This window comes from Bacteroidota bacterium (assembly GCA_016195025.1).
GTDB lineage: Bacteria > Bacteroidota > Bacteroidia > Palsa-948 > Palsa-948 > Palsa-948.
On record JACQAL010000055.1, the window covers coordinates 13,152 to 30,069 of the forward strand.

Here is a 16,918-nt window from a genome sequence, read left to right on the forward strand (position 1 = left end):
GTGAAATAACAATTTATTCATTCACTAAAAAAACCTTTCCATTATGAACAAACACAAAAACGCAATTATAGGTGGCATAGTCGCCACTCTTGCAATGACAATGCTGATGTTGGCAGCCCCGATGATGGGAATGCCGAAAATGAACACAGGTGAAATGCTTGGCGGAATGATGGGCGGTTCAGTCATACTTGGTTGGATGATACATTTTGTCATCGGAATAATTTTCGCTTATGCCTATCTCTATCTTTTGAATAAAAAACTTCCAATCACTAACAACTATTTACGTGGAGCGATTTACGGTTTCATCGTATTTATTTTCGCACAGATAATGATGGCGGGAATGGGAGCAATGGGAATAGCCCCGGAAATGCCAAAAGAAAATATGGCTATGATGATAGTAGGAAGCATAATGGGACATTTAGTATATGGAACAGTTCTGGGAGCATTCTTTAAAAAAGAAAGTTAAAAAATAGTAAAAAAGGTTTTCTTTTAAAAAAGTTTTAATAATTTGCTTAAATAAGAAAACTATTTATATCTTTGTGCCGTTAATCAACTTATAAGCAATCTTAAAAATAACACAAACTATGACAAAAGAAACCTGTATCCGCGTGTTTGCCGACCCTGTACAAATCAGGGAGTGCAGAAAAAAAGTATCCGAAAACGAAAAAACATTTTCCCAACTTTCAAATATTCTTGCATTAGCGGGGAGCGATGTTCGGCTGAAAATTCTGTTTATGCTGGAAGAAGAAGACAAACTCTGCCCCTGCGATATTGCCGATATTCTCGGAATGACAGTTCCTGCAATATCACAGCACTTAAGAAAAATGAAAGACGGAAACATTATTGAATCGCGCAGAGTCGGGCAGACAATTTATTATTCTCTCAGCGAAGAAAATCTGAAAATCCTAAAACCATTTTTCAAACACATTACACAATCAATTAAAGAGGAGGCGCTATGAACACAAAAAAAACATCGAAAGGACTTATTGGAGCAGGGTTACTCTCTGCCATCGCAGCATCACTTTGTTGCATTACACCTGTATTGGCTTTAATTGCAGGAAGCAGCGGAATCGCTTCAACTTTTTCTTGGCTTGAACCCGCAAGACCTTATTTAATAGGTATAACTGTTTTAATGATCGGTTTCGCTTGGTATCAAAAATTGAAACCGAGAACAAAAGAACAGATTGAATGTGATTGTGAAACGGACGAAAAGCCATCCTTTCTTCAATCAAAAATGTTTTTAGGAATTGTAACAGTATTCGCTGCGCTTATGCTTGCCTTTCCTTATTACTCACATATCTTTTTTCCTAAAACAGAATCAAAAGTTATCATTATTGAATCAAACAATATTGCTTCTGCAAATTTTGAAATTGCAGGAATGACTTGCCAGGGCTGTGAGGAAGAAGTGAAACACGAAGTTTCTCAACTGTCAGGATTTATTTCCGCAGAAGTTAATCACGAAACAGGAAAAGCAACCGTGAAGTTTGACAAATCAAAAACAACTATCGAACAAGTTGCCACGGCAATAAATGCAACAGGATATAAAGTAACGAAACAGGAAGAAGTAAAAAATTAAAATCAAAACACTATGAAAAACTTAATCATCATTTCAGCAGCAGCAATGCTCTTTTTAGCCACATCGCAAATGTGCGGTTGCGGATGTAAAGCCAACGCAGCAACGACACAACCAGTAATTGACGGTGGAGATACGACACAAACCAAGACAGTTACTTTAAATGTCAAAGGAATGACTTGCGAAAGTTGCGTATCACAAGTAGAATCAGAAATAAATAAGAAATCAGGAGTTGTGTCCTGCAAGGTAAATCTTGAACAAGGAACAGCAGCAGTTTCTTATAATCCTGAAAAAACAAACGAAAAGGAAATCACTCAAACCATAAACAACATTGAACACAGAGGAAAAAAGCAGTTCACCGCTTCTGTTTGTGAGAACAAAAACGGATGTAAAAAATCTGGTGGCGGTTGTTGCGGGTCAAAAAAAAACTAAATGTGCTGATACACTTATGTTGTATTGTACCTATAACAATAATTGCAATCTCATTATTAGTCAGTAAAAATTAAATATCGTACTTATGAAAGAAGAAAAAATTAAAGTGGAAATAACAGGAATGACTTGCGACCATTGTGCTGCCAGTATTGAAAAACTTGTTAAAACAAAAGAAGGTGTAACCGATGTAAAGGTAAATTGGAAAGATGGCAAAGGTGCAATCAATTTCAACTCCGATAAAATCAGTGAAGATGAAATTGCCGATACCATTAACAATACAAAAAATTACAAAGTAAAATCTATAACTTATTCCAATCTTAATACAAGCCACTTTGATTTAATCATCATCGGTGGCGGTTCGGCTGCATTTGCCGCTGCCATCAAAGCCAATGAATCAGGACTGACAACGCTCATCGTGAACGGTGGCTTACCCATTGGCGGCACTTGCGTGAATGTGGGTTGCCTCCCTTCTAAACATTTAATTCGTGCAGCCGAGCAAGTTCATCGCGCTTCACATTCTGCTTTCACTGGAATAAAACCTTGTAAACCAGAAACAGATTTTTTAAAAATCATTCAGCAGAAAAAGGAATTGGTAAAAGTAATGCAACAAAAAAAATATTTAGATGTGGTGAGTGATTTTGAAACATTAAAAATTATAGAAGGCAAAGCAAAATTCCTTGACGAAAAAACAATTCTTGTAAATGACAAGGACGAATATACAGCCGATAAATTTCTGATTGCAACGGGCGCAACTACCAACATTCAAAATATTGAGGGACTGAAAGAAGTCGGCTATCTCACCAATGTTTCTCTTTTTGATTTGGAAGAAAAACCCGAATCGCTCACCATTATGGGAGCGGGATATATCGGACTTGAAATTGCAATGGCTTACAATCGCTTCGGAATAAAAATCAGAATAATTGAATTTACCGACCGCGCTATTCGCACACAAACGCCCGACATCAGCGAAGAACTTGAAAAATTTATGAAGGAAGAGGGAATAGAATTTTATCCCAATTACAGAATTGAAAAAGTTGAAAAAAACAGCACAGATATTATTATTAAAGGTAAAGATGTAAAAACAGGAAAAGATTTTCAGTTCACCGAACACGGTCATATTGTAGTAGCAACAGGAACAACCCCAAACACTAAAGATTTAGGAGTAGAGAATTTAGGTATTGCAACCCTGAAAAGCGGACACATCATCGTGAATGAATTTATGCAAACTTCCGTTCCACATATTTACGCTGCTGGCGACTGCAATCAAAATCCTCCCTTTGTTTATACTGCTGCCTACGAGGGAAATCTTGCTGTAAATAATATGGTTGCTCACAGTGAAGAAGAATTATCAGCAGCCGATTATAAAGGAATGCCCTGGGTAATCTTCACCGACCCGCAAGTAGCAGGAGCGGGAATTGATGAAGCGGAAGCCGAAAAGAAAAATATTCCTTTTGAAGTCAGTAAAATAAATTTGAGCGATGTACCAAGATACGCAGCAGCATTGGACACAAGGGGTTTTATCAAACTTATTCGTAATTCCGAAACCGATAAACTGCTTGGCGCAAGAATCATTGCCCCCGAAGGCGGAGAATTAGTAATGGAATTATCTCTTGCAATCCGATATGGAATTACAGTAACAGAATTGGCAAAAACTATGCATCCATACTTAACAGCATCCGAAGGAATAAAATTAGCAGCCATCACTTTTGGAAAAGATGTGGCAAAACTAAGTTGTTGTGCAGTATAAAAAATAAAACAAAACATCCCGCTTGCACGGAAGCGGGACTAAAAAATAATAACTCTGTTTCCGTGTGGACAGAGAAAAAACAAAAACAAATAAATATGAAAAAACTAATGTTAGTGCTTGCAATCGCAGGATTCGCTTTTGCGGCAAACGCTCAAACTACGAAACAGGAGAGCACAAAAACAAAAAGTAAAACAGAAAAGACAATGAAGTATGAGTGCCCGAAATGCCACATGAAATCAGACAAAGCGGGCAATTGTTCGGCATCGTGTTGCAAAGAAGGTGTTGCGCTCGTGGCTATGAATGACAAAAAAATGGAAATGAAAGACCATGTTTGCACTTCTGCATGTAAAGATGGCAAGCATGTTTACGCTCACGGAGAGAAAGGACACGTTTGCGGACCCGAATGTAAAAAGATGATGAACAAGTAAAAAAGAAAAATCGGGGAGCGGTTGAACTTTTTAACCGCTTCCCTTCTTTATTAAAAAAAATGCTCGTTCAATAAATTCAAAACAATGCTACCCAAAGACCTCACACAAGATATTAAAACCCGTTTGGCAACCATTCGGGGACAAGTGGACGGACTTGTTAAAATGCTGGACAACGAAGCAGACCCCGAAAAAATAATTACGCAATTCAAAGCGGTGGACAGCGGACTTGACACGGCTTACAATCTTTTGCTTGATGAAGTTTACAGAAAAGCACTTGCAATAAAAATAGTAGAAGTGGCAGACGCTTGCCCAGGAAACTGCGGTAACGAAGAAAAAATTGATTTCATCAAGACACAGTTTCCTAAATTCAAACTTGACGAAATCGTAAAGAGATTTAAAGAAATAACCAAAATTGGTGAGCGGGTAAAAGAGCATCAGAAAAAAAATATTTAAAATAATTTGGAGACCACCCCCTCACCCGTTGCACCTTTGTATCGTAATTCAATATTAACCAATTTAAAAATCAAAACAATGAAAAAGAAAGCAATGTTAATCGTAACAGTAGTTGCGCTTGCAGTTGGTGGAACTATTTACGGCTTCACTTACAAGAGTGATACTTGTCCGTTAGCAGGAACAAAAGAATGTCCCGAGTATGTAAACTGCCCGAAGAAAGGACAAGCAGATTGTCCGCTTATTCAGAATTGTCCGAAAAAAGGAACGGCTGACTGTCCCTACACAAATGGAACAGAAAAAAGTTGTTGCTCAAAGAAAAAGTAAAACATAAGGGGCGGGAAACCGCCCCTTTAAATCTTTTCATTGATGAACACTTTTAAAAGTTCAATGGCATTTGCTGTGCTGACAGTTTTAATTTCCCGACTGTGTTGCATTGTTCCATTCGTTGCAATCGTTTCGGGACTGACTGGCGGTGCGACAATGTTTTCATTTCTTGAATCGTGGCGACCTAAACCAAAAGACATAGACAAGTTAAGACCGTGTTGCAGAGACAAAGCAGAAATAAAATCTAAACGCAACAGACGGTTTCTCTGGACAACGACAGTTATTTCTGTTTTACTTTTCTCGTTTCCTTTTTACTCGCATATTTTCATCAACGCAACTTCCGCACAGACAGCGGACACAAAAAACCTAAAGATAATTCAACTCTCCGTTGAGGGAATGTCGTGTCAAGGTTGTGCCAACAACATTATGCTTACCCTTTCGCAGACAGACGGTATCGTAAAAGACACAGTTGTTTTCGCTACCAAGACAGCGACTGTATCCTTTGACGAAAATAAAATTTCTTCAAGTCAAGTCATTGCGACAATAGACAATATCGGCTTTACAGCCAAGACAAAATATAAACCAATAAAACCAAAATAAAAATGAAAACAAAACTTTTTATTCCGCTCATTCTGCTTGCAGTCCCGATAATTATCGGGATAACATCCTGCAAGAAAAAAGAAGAACCACAGCCAGCAACTGTTTCTTCACCGGCTTTAACTCTTAAAACGGACAAAACAACTATTTCAGTTGGAGGAGAAGCCATACTCACGGCAACCACAACTTACACAAATCCAACTTTCACTTGGTCGGTTAATACCTCGTCTTCAATCGTTGGCAGTGGTTCGCAAGTCAGGTTGTACGCATCCTGTCCAAGTTGTACGGGACCAAATGAAGTTACCTGTACAGTATCAAGCGGAAGCAATACTACTTCTACAAAAATTACGATAACAGTTCAGTAAAAATGCTCCGTATATTATTTTTATTTCTGCTGATAATTTCTTTTTCAACACAGAAAGTATTTTCACAATGTTGCAGCGCAAATCCTGTGGCGGGAAGTGTTAATATCGGTATACTCACTAAACACACATTCCGAACAATTACCTATTACCGATATAGTGTTTCCGACCACTACTATGAAGGGAGTAAGCGTTCAGATTTTAATTTTATAAAAAATGCGAACTACAATTTTCTCGCAAGCATACTCGCTTATGGCATCAGTAACAAATTCACCCTTGAAACGCAAGTGGGTTATTACATTAACAAGTCAGAAACTTTCAACATAGAACCTCCTTACACAGTCAAAGGATGGGGATTATCTAACGGAGTGGCATCACTAAAGTATAACATCTTCAATAAAAAAGCGATTGAATTCACAGCAGGGGCAGGTATAAAATTTCCCTTCACAACCAAGCAGCAGGAAAAAGACGGTGTGCAATTATCGCAAACTGTTCAGTCATCCACAGGCGCATTCGGATTTGTCGGACAAATTTTTTTATCTAAAACCTATATTGAAAAACATCTGCGTTTATTTTTAATTCAACGCACAGAAATTAACGGAACAAACATCGTAGAATATCAATTCGGGAATTTATATTCTAATTCATTATTCATTTCAAAAAGTTTTAACAATCACTGGACAGGTCTTTTGCAACTCGGAAACGAAATAAGAGAAAGGGATGTGAGAAGAAATAAAACTATTGCTGCTTCTGGCGGATATACTTTCTTTCTTTCCCCACAAATCAATTACACACTTAAAGAAAAATGGAACATCTCTTTGCTGACAGCCATTCCTGTTTACCGCTATTTTAACGGAACACAACTCGGAGGCGGAACTGGTTTTTCACTGAACATTACAAGAGATTTTGATTTACACAGTAAAAAAATTGTCACAATCAAATAATACCACGAAAATGAAAATATGATTCGGCAACAAAGAAAATCATCATCCAATGAAGCCCTTGACTTTGTCAGGGGCTTTTTTATTTGTAGTGATATTGTATTTACAGCACTTTCACTTAAAACTCTCTCCTTTGCATAGTTTTTTCACACATACGGCAAAAGAGATTGTTGGCAAAAGAATAAAAATGTTGCGAAAACAAAACAACATGACATTACAGCAAATGGCAGATTTAATCAAAGCCGACAGGCAGTATGTATGGAACATAGAAAACGGAGAAGTCAACCTAACGCTTGATTACATAGATAGAATTGCACAAGCGCTTAAAGTTTCTCAAAGCGAATTTTTAAACACAAATATTTAATCTTAAATTTTTATGGACAACATTCAATTCAACCAACTCAACATGTTTCGCTCCGTGTCAAAACACGCATCAAAACATCAGCCCATCACAGACACCATTGTTGCATTCAAAAACGGAATCATTGCATTGAATGTAAAAATCACCGCCATACAAACCACATCGGGCGAAGCCGACCTCGCAATTTCGGGCGTAACCGAAAATAAAAATCAGTTGCAGGAAGCACTTGTGCAAAGCACATTCTCGCACATCAGCCCCACAATGGCGTATGCGGTTTCAATTAACGATACAACTTTAGAAGGTGAAATGAATTATTCCATCACTGATTTACAAAGATTAAATGACGACCAACTCGGACAGGACGCACAAACATTATTAGGAATCGTAAATAATTTAATCAGCTCACTAAGCGATTACGGAATAACACCCGCCACCATCAACAGTTGGCAGCAAGACATCAACAATTATCTTGCGGTGCTTGCAAATCCACGTATCGCAATCACCCACAGGGCAACGCTCAACGAAGAACTCGTAACAATTTTTAAAGAAGCGAATACAATTCTGAAAAAAACTCTTGACCCGATTTCCGTTTCCTTCAAAGCGAACAACAAACAGTATTTGAGCGATTTTGAAAAAGCAAGAGTAATTGTTGACCTCGGTTCAGGAACTACACGCATCAAAGGAAAAGTTACAATACTTTCTGCCGATGGAGAACCAAAATATAATGCGAAAATAAAAATCAACGAGCAAAACACCGAAGTCGCAACAGATGTGGACGGCTTATATGTTCACGAGCCAGACGCACCTTCAACAGTAACCCTCACCGTTTCGGGCGATGGAATTGAAACCCAAACAACACCACCGTTTGCCGTGAAAAAAGGCGACAGCATCATAAAAAACTTCATCGTCAAGCCACCCGCAAACCCCTGATGTTTCCCCCTTAGCAAAGGGGGCGCACACGAAGTGGCGGGGGATGTTATTTTTGACGAAAAAACCCAAGCATAGACAATCTTAAGTAAAACATAGCAGTTCTGGACTAAAACATAGCCCTTCAGCCTGACAGCATTGCACATCTTGCCTTTAGCATAGACAATCTTGTGGACAGCATGTCAGAACTTGACCTTAGCATAGACCATCTTTGGTAAAGCATTGCGGAGGTTGCCCTAAACATAGACAATCTTTTCCAAAACATACGGCATCTTGCCCGTAGCATAGACAACTCCTGCTGAAACATTGCCAGCATCTTCCCGATAACTTTGCAAACTTCCATTCCGACAGCGGTTCCTTTCCCGACCATTTCGCAAACCTTGACAATCATTAACAGCAACTTTCGGCTGACAGCGGTTCTTTCCTAAAACATTCTCATCATCGGACAGCAAACAAAGAACACCATCTTCCAACCTGGCACGCACATTTGCACTTTGCCTCTTTTTATTTTTACGGGAATAGGCAAAATGCAAAAGAGCGTGCCCATCCTGCGCACCGACAGAAATAAATTTTCAAAAATGCCCGACACAAAAACAAAAAACATCACAGCGGACAGACACTTCATCACGACAAAAGAAAAGAAGGGCAGCAGCCAACACGGGCTTTGCGTAATGGCGGTTGACTTTTAATTTGGAAGTTCGTGCAAGTAATTATCTTTGCAGCGTGGGACAGTGAAGTGGTTTCTATTCCGCCACTCACGCAAAGCCCGAAACCGTTAGCGGTAATTTTAAAAAGACAAAAAATGAGACTGCTACTTCTCATCGTCTTGACAACTTTTTCTCTTGCCGACAGCAAAGCGAAAGGCGACTGCATGAACCGCCATTTTAAGGAGGACAAAATCGAATTGAATTTATGTCAAAGTTATTATTCGTACAACGAGACAACAACTTTAATATTTAAGGCAAGAACAAAAGTACTCAACGACTACATAAAAGAAAAAATCCTAAACGGACAACTGAAGGACAAAAAACTTGTGATTAATATCATGGAACAATCCATGACATATGAACATCTTTTTGTGAAGCAAAATGAAAATGGGTATGAAATAGACTTTTCTGGCTATCCGACAATTCAGAAACTGACCGCAATCGTAGACAATTTTACAAAATCCGATTGGAAACAGTTCATCGTTGGATTGAATGGATTAAGCGAGACGGTTTGTAAGAATCAAATTGAAAAATTCTACGACTCTATTTCGGTTTCAAAACCTCGACAAATGTCTCTGGACAAATTTATTGTTTGGAGCAGTGGGCAGTTACATATTGACTACATCAACGACAGCTTAAAATATTTTCTCGACAGTTTTCCTTTAAAGGTCAACATTACATCTTCGCCTCTTCCAGTGCAAATAAAAGACAGATACTTATTCTTCGACAATCAAACAATCTTTGTTTTACAAGGACAAGAAATAATTAAGACATTCAAAATTGAGCCGATTGAAGATGATATTAAAATGTTTCAAGAATATTATAACATTTACATTTACGACAAATGGGTAAATCTTTGTTACCCTGAAGAAGAAAATTGGATTTACACATACTCGTACGACAAAAATAAATTTTATAAAAACACGGAGAAATAAAACCTTTTACTTCCCGACAGTTCGCAATACAGGTTTTAGTTTTTTCGTGTGACAGTCTCGCGGACAGCCATGCACGCAGACGGTCACGACAGAAAAAACTACCGCTAACACGCGCTTGCCTCAATGGCGGCTACATTTTTAATTTGAAGTTGGTGCAATTAATTTACTTTTGTATCAGCAGACAGTTACTCGCTTTTAATCCGCCACTGCGGCAAGCGCGAAACCGTTAGCACAAATGCAAAAAATACAAATACAGGACAGCAACTTTCGGCAGACAGTTTCTCTCTCGATTGACAGAAAGTAAGACAATGAAAAAATTTATTCTCATCTCAACAGTTTTTCTCACCTCGACAGTTGCGCACAAACTGACAGCCCAAAATAATAATGTAGGCATCGGTACTCTTACTCCAAATCCATCCGCAGTTCTCGATTTGACAGCAACCGATAAGGGTATATTAGTTCCACGTTTAACTTCCGTTCAACGTGTTGCAATTACAAATCCTGCAAACGGACTTTTAGTTTATGATACAGATTCTTCTTGCTTTTTTTATTACCGTATAGTTTTATCATCGTGGGTATCTCTTTGCACAACTGGTATCGGACAAACTGGAGCGACAGGGGCAACAGGTGCTACGGGTGCTACGGGCGCTACGGGTACAACAGGTGTGACAGGTATCACAGGTGCGACAGGCGTAACGGGAGCAACAGGAGCCACAGGTTCAACAGGAGCGACAGGTGCTACCGGCTCTGCTGGAAGTGGACATACAATTTCTCTTTCTTGGTCACCTTCTTGGGCAAATCAGTCTAACACTGGCTGGCAGGGCGTAGGTGCTTTTTGGGTTAACTTTTCTGATTTACCCTTATCAGGTAATGAAATGAGATATACTGGAGAATGTCAGACTGGTGGGTCAGGCGTAACTGGACAAATTAGAGTTCTTATCAACGGAAATCCAATATGGACTTCTGCATCCTTTACAAATGCAACTTATTCAAGTTTCGATAGTGGACTTGTTAGTTTTATAAACCCTGCTGGTCTGTCATTAGTTGAAATTCAATTAGAGGGAACAGGAGCAGTAAGCACTGTTTCTGCCCGCTTTAATACAATTACATTCAAATAATTTTAAATGTTGGACAGTTGCACATCGTCTGACAGCATCGCAAGGACAGACAAAAAAATTAGCGGACAGCAACTCACATTTCGACAATTGCTTTTGCCAGACAGTTTCTTTCACAGTGGACAGCAAGCAAAAAATTCCAATCAAGACAATTTATTCATAGCGGACAGTTCCGTCATCGGTAGACAAAAATGCACTTGTGCTAACAGCAAGTTTGCGCTATGCGGGCAAAATCGTAAATTTGGTGTGCAGATTTCCTACAAAGCATTTGTCTTGGCAGACAAATCCTTCTCCTAAAATCCGCACAGCGCAAACTTGCGGAACGTTAGCAGCAATTCAACCACAGGACAATTTTTCGGTGGACAATTGCTTTAACGTTTTGACAATGGAACAACAGAAAAACAATCGCGGGATTCGACAACTTATCATTTGGGGAATGATGCGAGAGAAACAAATTAATTTCATCTATCGCAAAAGCAGTTCTTTCACGGATGACACTTTCGCACTGCTGACAGACAAACAAGTCCGCGACATTGCGCTCGCGGTGGACAAAAACTTTATCGCAGACCGACAGAAAAGAAAAAAATAAATTCATCGGCTGACAGTTTCGCAACTCTTCTTCGCGGTTCATCGGCAGACAATCATTCGTTCGGCAGACAAAAACTTTTTCTTCCGACAGTTTTTTCTAACCAGACAACTTTTCAAACCAACAACAACAAACTTTCGCGGGACACGTGTTCAGTTTTTTTGTGTGCCTGTCCTCGTTGGACAATTTCTCCACGACAATCTTTTCATCTCGACAGTTTATTTATTTATTGTTTCGCGTTCATCGTGGGACAGACACGACAAAGAAAACTGCTGCTAACAGCACCTTGCGGCAATGGCGGCTGACGAGCAAGTTGAAAGTTTTCTGCTTTCTATTATCTTTGTTGCGTGGGACAGTTTCGTAGTTCTAAATCGCCACTGTCCGCAAGCTGCAAAACGTTAGGGGCAATTTGAAAAATGATACGGACAATAATCATAATGACTTTGTTAGCCTCACTTTGGGGTTGCTCCAAAGATAAAGGGCTGCCGCCAGACACCTTACCTTTTGCCTGGGTAAAAAAAGACAATCAAGCAACCTATAAATATATCTCCTCGACAGACACAACCTTGAATGCCTTGACTCTATCTGTTATTATAAATCCCGGAAATACAAATTTGAGATTCAAGTTTAGTTATCCTCAATGGACATCCATTCCATTTTCAAAATCTGTTGGTGACGACTATAATGTTTATAGAGAAAGAGACGGACTCAATACCTCTGCCTATACAAGTTGTGGTTGGGTCTCATTGACAACTTTTCAATTTATGAGGGCACCGCTAACACCAAAACTTAACGACTTTTATCCGGACTATTTGTGCGAAGAGAAAATTTATTCAGCATATAACGTTTTGGAAACAAATAAAACAATCAATGTTCCTCTCGGTACATTTACAACTTATGTCCTTCAAGACACCCTAACTTTAAGAAAAGAATATTGGGATGAGAAAAATGGCATTATAAAGTTTGAACTATTTGATACGACCGGTACTTTATCAGGACAATATCAATTAACTTCTAAAAATTACTAGTCTCCCGTAGACTATTTCGCGGAAGAGACAGCAACACAGGCGTTCCGGCTTTGCACTTTTTGCAAGCGAAGCGCAAGCAAAAGAGCAAACCGGCTACTCTCAATTCTTTCATCCTCCCCTGCTCAGGTCAAGCCCATTTGCAACCTTCTTTTTATCGGTAGACGCTTTTTTATGGGTTGCAAATCGGCTCGCTCTTCGGGGTGCTTCTCGCTTCGGTTCAGTACAACATTCTCCGCAGACAGTTTTGTCGGGTGACAGTCCCTCGTAGACTATTCCGTGGACGGTAATTTCTACCTCGACAGTATTTTTCTTCGTCATTAAATTTATTGCACGGGGACGGTCACGCCAGACAAAACTGCCCCTAACAGCAAATTGGCTCTATTGCCGTCTTCGTTCTTGTATTGAGTTTTGTTTTTCATATATTTGTTTCGGTTTCGGCAGACAATTTCACGCTCCGTAGGTCGGCAACAGCGCCAATTTGCGGAACGTTAGCACCAATTTCAAAAGACAAAAAAATGACACGGTGGACAGCACTTTTATTTGCGACAGCGTTTCTGCTATTTGGACAGCAAAGCAATGGACAGACAAATGAACTTAAGAATAATTCGGCTTTTGTTGAACTATTAGGAAACGGAGGTTCCTTTTTCTCTATAAACTACGAACGACTATTTCATTATAAAAAAGTTCCTCTTCTTCATAATTCATTGCGATTGGGTTTTGCATTTGGCAGTAACAAGTACGACAATACAACTATTTACAACTTTCCAATTGAAATAAACACTCTTATCGGCAGACAAAAACATTTCATAGAAATTGGCTTTGGGTTGACGGCTTTTCACGGGACAAGTAATTTAAACGACACATTACTTCCAATTGGTGAGAGGACTAATTTTTGGGACACGTATTTATTAAGAGTTGGATATCGGTATATGGGAGACGGAGTTGTATTTCGCGTTGCACCATTACTGGGCTTCGTTAACATAAAGACACAAAGCACGAAGAGAGAATTAGTTTTAGGTTTTGGTATTTCAATTGGTGGAGTTTTTAATTTCAAAAAGAGCAAGCCATCGGAGACAAATTAGCACCAATTTCAAAAGACAAAAAAATGACATGGCATCTGGACAGTGGACATAAAAGACGGAGATGTTTACAATCGTGAGACAAAACCTTAGTGGAAATTTTGGTGACTTTACCTGCAGACGGCAACTTTCTCGGTGGACAGTTTCTTCGTGTGACAGTCCTTCATTGACAATTTCTTTCACGACAATTTTTCTCGTCAGACAGTTACTCTCTTCGTTGTAGCGCGTGTATCGGTGGACTGCCACGACAGAAGAAACTGGTGCTAACAGCAAGTTGGAGAAATGGCGGGTGACGTGCAAGTAGAAACTTTAGTGCATTTATTTACCTTTGTGCTGCGGGACAGTGAAGTGCTCCGAACTCCGCCACTTCTCCAACTTGCAAAACGTTAGAGCCAATGCCCCAAAAGACAAATTCGGTGGACAATTTTACAATTCATACATTTGCATCATCATCCTAAAACAAGACAGTTATTGAAAACAAAATCACTCCTGACAATCTCTCTCGCTGTTTTCGCACTGACAGTTGCGCACGGGCAGACAACTTCGCAACCGCTCGACAGCTTACAATACATTGAAAAAATTCTCGGCATTACTTTCGAGACAACTTCTGCAAAAGGTGGTGGAGTAAGAGTTATCAAAATAGAAAAAGGCAAATGGTCGGACGAGAAAGTGATAACCGCAATTTACCCGATGAAAGGGATAATGTTTTCAGGCGACAGAATTGAAATAAAAAATACATCTGACCTGACAAAAACATTATTTGAATTGCGAAAGACAAACTCCTCACGAGTTTTTCTCTCAACGAAAGGAAAAATGGTGGGCTTGCAACGAGATATTTCTGAAATAAATCCTAATTTTTCTTCAACCACTACAACAGTTACTGTAAATAATACTCCACCTCCATCCACCAACAAAACACAGGACAGTTCCATAACTATAACGGAGAAAAAGGAAATCAATCAGCGAAAAGACACCTCGACAACAACTGAAAATAAAAATGTTTCGGAATACGGAACACGAACATTTTTTGGATTCTCCTATTCACCAAGCGCAATGTTTAATCACTACTCGATTGGGAACGCACAAGATTTTTTTCACAATCAACAAACCGGTTCAGGAGTTTGGTCTCCGTCAGACGGAATTGCAGATGTTCATGGCGCAGGTGGTTTTTATGAATTATATTTTGGATTTACAGGCAGGGCAAGGAATTCAAAAACAATACTCGGTTTTGATTTGGGATTCGGAAAAACGCCATCACACGCCATTTGGGGAAAGACAGATGTTGGCTTATCAAACTTCCAACTGTATCCCGTTGAAATTGCATCTACCCTTTCTTACATAAAGTTTGGTTTCCCTGTAATGTTTCCGATAAATGATAAAACATTTTTCTTCGTTAAACTTAACGCAATGTTCGGATTCATGAAAGGTGATATACAATTTGCAGGGAAACAACCTCAAAATTATAAAGGCGCTTACAATACAGGAGGCAATATTGAAACGGGTTTGAACTTCGGAAAAAAAATTGCATTCACAATTCATGCAGGTTACAGATTATTACAAATAAAACCGACAGTTGAATGTCCAGATGGAAAATGCAATTATCAGGTTGACCCTTTTAAACAACAAGGCGGTGACGTATATGTAAATTGGAACGGATGGTATATTAATTTTGGAATTGAATTGGGAAAAATAAAATCAAACAATTCAAACAAACAGGAAACACAAACAACCAATCCAGAAGAAAACCAAAAACGAAAAAGATAATTTAAAACAAAAATATAAAATCAAATTACAATGAAAACAAAACTACTCATCTCGACTATTTTTTTCGCCTTGACAGTTTCGCATGAATTGACAATTGCACAAGGCACTTGGACACAAAAAGCAAACTTTGGAGGAACGGCAAGATACTGGGCAGTTGGTTTTTCTATCGGTACAAAAGCATATATTGGAACAGGTAAAGACAAAGATTCTTTACGTAGTGATTTCTGGGAATGGGATCAATCAACTAACGCATGGACGCAGAAAGCAAACTTCGCTGGAAAGGCAACAGATCAAGCAGTCGGCTTTTCAATCGGAACAAAAGGATATGTGGGAACTGGATTTGATGGCACTGCTTTGAAGCAAGATTTCTGGGAATGGGATCAGGCGACTAATATGTGGGCTCAGAAAACGAACTTCGGTGGAACGAAAAGAGATTTAGCTGCTTGCTTTTCCATCGGCACGAAAGGATATATTGGAACAGGAGCGATTGGTTCTCCCGCTTATACTCAAGATTTCTGGCAATGGGATCAGGCGACTAATATGTGGACACCGAAAGCCAGCTTTGGTGGGGCAGCAAGAAATGCCACTGCTTTTTTTTCAATTGGAACAAAGGCATATGTAGGTACAGGTTCTAATTATCCTCCCGCCACCTATTATAATGATTTTTGGGAATATGATACAACATCAAATGCATGGACGCAGAAAGCAAACTTTGGAGGAACCAAAAGAACCAGCGCTGTTGGGTTTTCGATCGGAATAAAAGGATATATAGGAACAGGATATGATTCCAGCAACACTTTCAAACAGGATTTCTATGAATGGGATCAGGCGAGCAATACATGGACACAGAAAGCAAACTTTGGCGGAATGGCAAGATATGGCGCTGTTGGCTTTTCGATTGGCACAAAAGGATATATCGGAACAGGATGGAACGGAAGCATCTACTATAATGATTTCTGGGAATATTGCGACACTTGTTCTCTTGTTGCAGTAAATGAAACCAATATTAAAAATTTAATTTCAATTTATCCAAATCCATTTTCCACGCAGACAACCTTGCGGACAGACAATTTTTTAAAAAATGCTACTCTGACGGTTTACAATTTACATGGGCAGACAGTTGCGCAAATAAAAAACATCAGCGGTCAGACAGTTTTTTTCTCCCGTGACAATCTCGCAAGCGGACTGTATTTCGTTCGGCTGACAGAAGAAAACAATCCCGATGGCTATCGGGACATCGCAGTAGACAAATTTGTAATCATTGACAAATAATTTTTTCACCTTGACTGTTGCGCTTGGCAGACTGTTTCTCTCTCGGTGGACAACTTCGCATGGACACGCAGGATGTGGGGCACAGGCTCTAACACGGGGTTTGCGTAATGGCGGTTGACGAATAATTTGAAAGTGTGTGCAAGTAATTATCTTTGTAGCGGGGGACAGTTTTGTGGTTTCTAATCCGCCACCACGCAAACCCCGAACTCGTTGGCGGTAACACCATCCGACCCGCAGGACATCGGTAAAACTTGCTGACATTTTCTCAATTAAAATTTCGCGGGGCA

General features: G+C 39.3%; 21 protein-coding genes. All 21 read left to right on the forward strand.

What is annotated here, in order from left to right:
- Positions 1–43: 43 nt before the first annotated feature.
- The 21 genes from HY063_10820 to HY063_10920 all read left to right on the forward strand — a co-directional run bounded on the left by HY063_10820 (position 44) and on the right by HY063_10920 (position 16,631).
- The gene (locus HY063_10820; GenBank protein MBI3502274.1) at positions 44–466 is read left to right on the forward strand and encodes a hypothetical protein; all 423 of its coding nucleotides are present in this window, start codon (positions 44–46) and stop codon (positions 464–466) included.
- A 118-nt stretch (positions 467–584) separates the two neighbouring features.
- Complete coding sequence (locus tag HY063_10825) at positions 585–959, forward strand: winged helix-turn-helix transcriptional regulator (protein ID MBI3502275.1); 375 nt, start codon at positions 585–587, stop codon at positions 957–959.
- Positions 956–1,576, forward strand: coding sequence for a mercuric transport protein MerTP (gene merTP / locus HY063_10830; protein MBI3502276.1), 621 nt, complete (start codon positions 956–958; stop codon positions 1,574–1,576). Before HY063_10825 ends, merTP begins: the two co-directional genes overlap by 4 nt.
- A 12-nt stretch (positions 1,577–1,588) precedes the next feature.
- Positions 1,589–2,005, forward strand: coding sequence for a cation transporter (locus HY063_10835; protein MBI3502277.1), 417 nt, complete (start codon positions 1,589–1,591; stop codon positions 2,003–2,005).
- 85 nt (positions 2,006–2,090) lie between these two features.
- Positions 2,091–3,752, forward strand: coding sequence for a mercury(II) reductase (gene merA / locus HY063_10840; GenBank protein ID MBI3502278.1), 1,662 nt, complete (start codon positions 2,091–2,093; stop codon positions 3,750–3,752).
- A gap of 95 nt (positions 3,753–3,847) precedes the next feature.
- Complete coding sequence (locus HY063_10845; protein MBI3502279.1) at positions 3,848–4,180, forward strand: hypothetical protein; 333 nt, start codon at positions 3,848–3,850, stop codon at positions 4,178–4,180.
- Positions 4,181–4,264: 84 nt separating this feature from the next.
- Entirely contained in the window at positions 4,265–4,633 is a 369-nt protein-coding gene (locus HY063_10850; protein MBI3502280.1) for a metal-sensitive transcriptional regulator, read from the forward strand.
- A gap of 78 nt (positions 4,634–4,711) precedes the next feature.
- Positions 4,712–4,957, forward strand: a complete 246-nt coding sequence (locus HY063_10855; GenBank protein MBI3502281.1) for a hypothetical protein — start codon at positions 4,712–4,714, stop codon at positions 4,955–4,957.
- 42 nt (positions 4,958–4,999) lie between these two features.
- Positions 5,000–5,557, forward strand: coding sequence for a heavy-metal-associated domain-containing protein (locus HY063_10860; protein MBI3502282.1), 558 nt, complete (start codon positions 5,000–5,002; stop codon positions 5,555–5,557).
- 2 nt (positions 5,558–5,559) lie between these two features.
- Positions 5,560–5,919, forward strand: coding sequence for a hypothetical protein (locus tag HY063_10865; GenBank protein MBI3502283.1), 360 nt, complete (start codon positions 5,560–5,562; stop codon positions 5,917–5,919).
- A gap of 2 nt (positions 5,920–5,921) precedes the next feature.
- Positions 5,922–6,860: a hypothetical protein gene (locus HY063_10870; protein MBI3502284.1), complete on the forward strand. Its 939-nt coding sequence runs from the start codon at positions 5,922–5,924 to the stop codon at positions 6,858–6,860.
- Positions 6,861–6,909: 49 nt separating this feature from the next.
- Positions 6,910–7,221: a helix-turn-helix transcriptional regulator gene (locus HY063_10875; protein ID MBI3502285.1), complete on the forward strand. Its 312-nt coding sequence runs from the start codon at positions 6,910–6,912 to the stop codon at positions 7,219–7,221.
- A 12-nt stretch (positions 7,222–7,233) separates the two neighbouring features.
- Positions 7,234–8,148, forward strand: coding sequence for a hypothetical protein (locus HY063_10880; GenBank protein MBI3502286.1), 915 nt, complete (start codon positions 7,234–7,236; stop codon positions 8,146–8,148).
- A gap of 524 nt (positions 8,149–8,672) precedes the next feature.
- On the forward strand, positions 8,673–8,834 hold the full coding sequence (locus HY063_10885) for a hypothetical protein (GenBank protein MBI3502287.1): 162 nt from the start codon (positions 8,673–8,675) through the stop codon (positions 8,832–8,834).
- A gap of 113 nt (positions 8,835–8,947) precedes the next feature.
- The gene (locus HY063_10890; protein MBI3502288.1) at positions 8,948–9,787 is read left to right on the forward strand and encodes a hypothetical protein; all 840 of its coding nucleotides are present in this window, start codon (positions 8,948–8,950) and stop codon (positions 9,785–9,787) included.
- A gap of 308 nt (positions 9,788–10,095) precedes the next feature.
- Positions 10,096–10,905 carry a hypothetical protein gene (locus tag HY063_10895; protein MBI3502289.1) on the forward strand — a complete coding sequence of 270 codons (810 nt, stop codon included), beginning with the start codon at positions 10,096–10,098 and terminating at the stop codon, positions 10,903–10,905.
- A gap of 433 nt (positions 10,906–11,338) precedes the next feature.
- Entirely contained in the window at positions 11,339–11,491 is a 153-nt protein-coding gene (locus HY063_10900) for a hypothetical protein (GenBank protein ID MBI3502290.1), read from the forward strand.
- Positions 11,492–11,925: 434 nt separating this feature from the next.
- A complete protein-coding gene (locus tag HY063_10905) occupies positions 11,926–12,516 on the forward strand; it encodes a hypothetical protein (GenBank protein MBI3502291.1) in 591 nt (196 codons plus the stop codon).
- A gap of 515 nt (positions 12,517–13,031) precedes the next feature.
- Positions 13,032–13,598 carry a hypothetical protein gene (locus HY063_10910; protein ID MBI3502292.1) on the forward strand — a complete coding sequence of 189 codons (567 nt, stop codon included), beginning with the start codon at positions 13,032–13,034 and terminating at the stop codon, positions 13,596–13,598.
- A 468-nt stretch (positions 13,599–14,066) separates the two neighbouring features.
- A complete protein-coding gene (locus tag HY063_10915) occupies positions 14,067–15,359 on the forward strand; it encodes a hypothetical protein (protein MBI3502293.1) in 1,293 nt (430 codons plus the stop codon).
- A 30-nt stretch (positions 15,360–15,389) separates the two neighbouring features.
- Entirely contained in the window at positions 15,390–16,631 is a 1,242-nt protein-coding gene (locus HY063_10920) for a T9SS type A sorting domain-containing protein (protein MBI3502294.1), read from the forward strand.
- Positions 16,632–16,918 lie beyond the last annotated feature (287 nt).

Excerpts from the sequence above, each read along its gene's own strand:
- HY063_10820 (MBI3502274.1), top strand. The coding sequence starts at position 44 with ATGAACAAACACAAAAACGCAATTATAGGTGGCATAGTCGCCACTCTT.
- HY063_10825 (MBI3502275.1), top strand. The coding sequence starts at position 585 with ATGACAAAAGAAACCTGTATCCGCGTGTTTGCCGACCCTGTACAAATC.
- merTP (MBI3502276.1), top strand. The coding sequence starts at position 956 with ATGAACACAAAAAAAACATCGAAAGGACTTATTGGAGCAGGGTTACTC.
- HY063_10835 (MBI3502277.1), top strand. The coding sequence starts at position 1,589 with ATGAAAAACTTAATCATCATTTCAGCAGCAGCAATGCTCTTTTTAGCC.
- merA (MBI3502278.1), top strand. The coding sequence starts at position 2,091 with ATGAAAGAAGAAAAAATTAAAGTGGAAATAACAGGAATGACTTGCGAC.
- HY063_10845 (MBI3502279.1), top strand. The coding sequence starts at position 3,848 with ATGAAAAAACTAATGTTAGTGCTTGCAATCGCAGGATTCGCTTTTGCG.
- HY063_10850 (MBI3502280.1), top strand. The coding sequence starts at position 4,265 with ATGCTACCCAAAGACCTCACACAAGATATTAAAACCCGTTTGGCAACC.
- HY063_10855 (MBI3502281.1), top strand. The coding sequence starts at position 4,712 with ATGAAAAAGAAAGCAATGTTAATCGTAACAGTAGTTGCGCTTGCAGTT.
- HY063_10860 (MBI3502282.1), top strand. The coding sequence starts at position 5,000 with ATGAACACTTTTAAAAGTTCAATGGCATTTGCTGTGCTGACAGTTTTA.
- HY063_10865 (MBI3502283.1), top strand. The coding sequence starts at position 5,560 with ATGAAAACAAAACTTTTTATTCCGCTCATTCTGCTTGCAGTCCCGATA.
- HY063_10870 (MBI3502284.1), top strand. The coding sequence starts at position 5,922 with ATGCTCCGTATATTATTTTTATTTCTGCTGATAATTTCTTTTTCAACA.
- HY063_10875 (MBI3502285.1), top strand. The coding sequence starts at position 6,910 with ATGAAGCCCTTGACTTTGTCAGGGGCTTTTTTATTTGTAGTGATATTG.
- HY063_10880 (MBI3502286.1), top strand. The coding sequence starts at position 7,234 with ATGGACAACATTCAATTCAACCAACTCAACATGTTTCGCTCCGTGTCA.
- HY063_10885 (MBI3502287.1), top strand. The coding sequence starts at position 8,673 with ATGCAAAAGAGCGTGCCCATCCTGCGCACCGACAGAAATAAATTTTCA.
- HY063_10890 (MBI3502288.1), top strand. The coding sequence starts at position 8,948 with ATGAGACTGCTACTTCTCATCGTCTTGACAACTTTTTCTCTTGCCGAC.
- HY063_10895 (MBI3502289.1), top strand. The coding sequence starts at position 10,096 with ATGAAAAAATTTATTCTCATCTCAACAGTTTTTCTCACCTCGACAGTT.
- HY063_10900 (MBI3502290.1), top strand. The coding sequence starts at position 11,339 with ATGATGCGAGAGAAACAAATTAATTTCATCTATCGCAAAAGCAGTTCT.
- HY063_10905 (MBI3502291.1), top strand. The coding sequence starts at position 11,926 with ATGACTTTGTTAGCCTCACTTTGGGGTTGCTCCAAAGATAAAGGGCTG.
- HY063_10910 (MBI3502292.1), top strand. The coding sequence starts at position 13,032 with ATGACACGGTGGACAGCACTTTTATTTGCGACAGCGTTTCTGCTATTT.
- HY063_10920 (MBI3502294.1), top strand. The coding sequence starts at position 15,390 with ATGAAAACAAAACTACTCATCTCGACTATTTTTTTCGCCTTGACAGTT.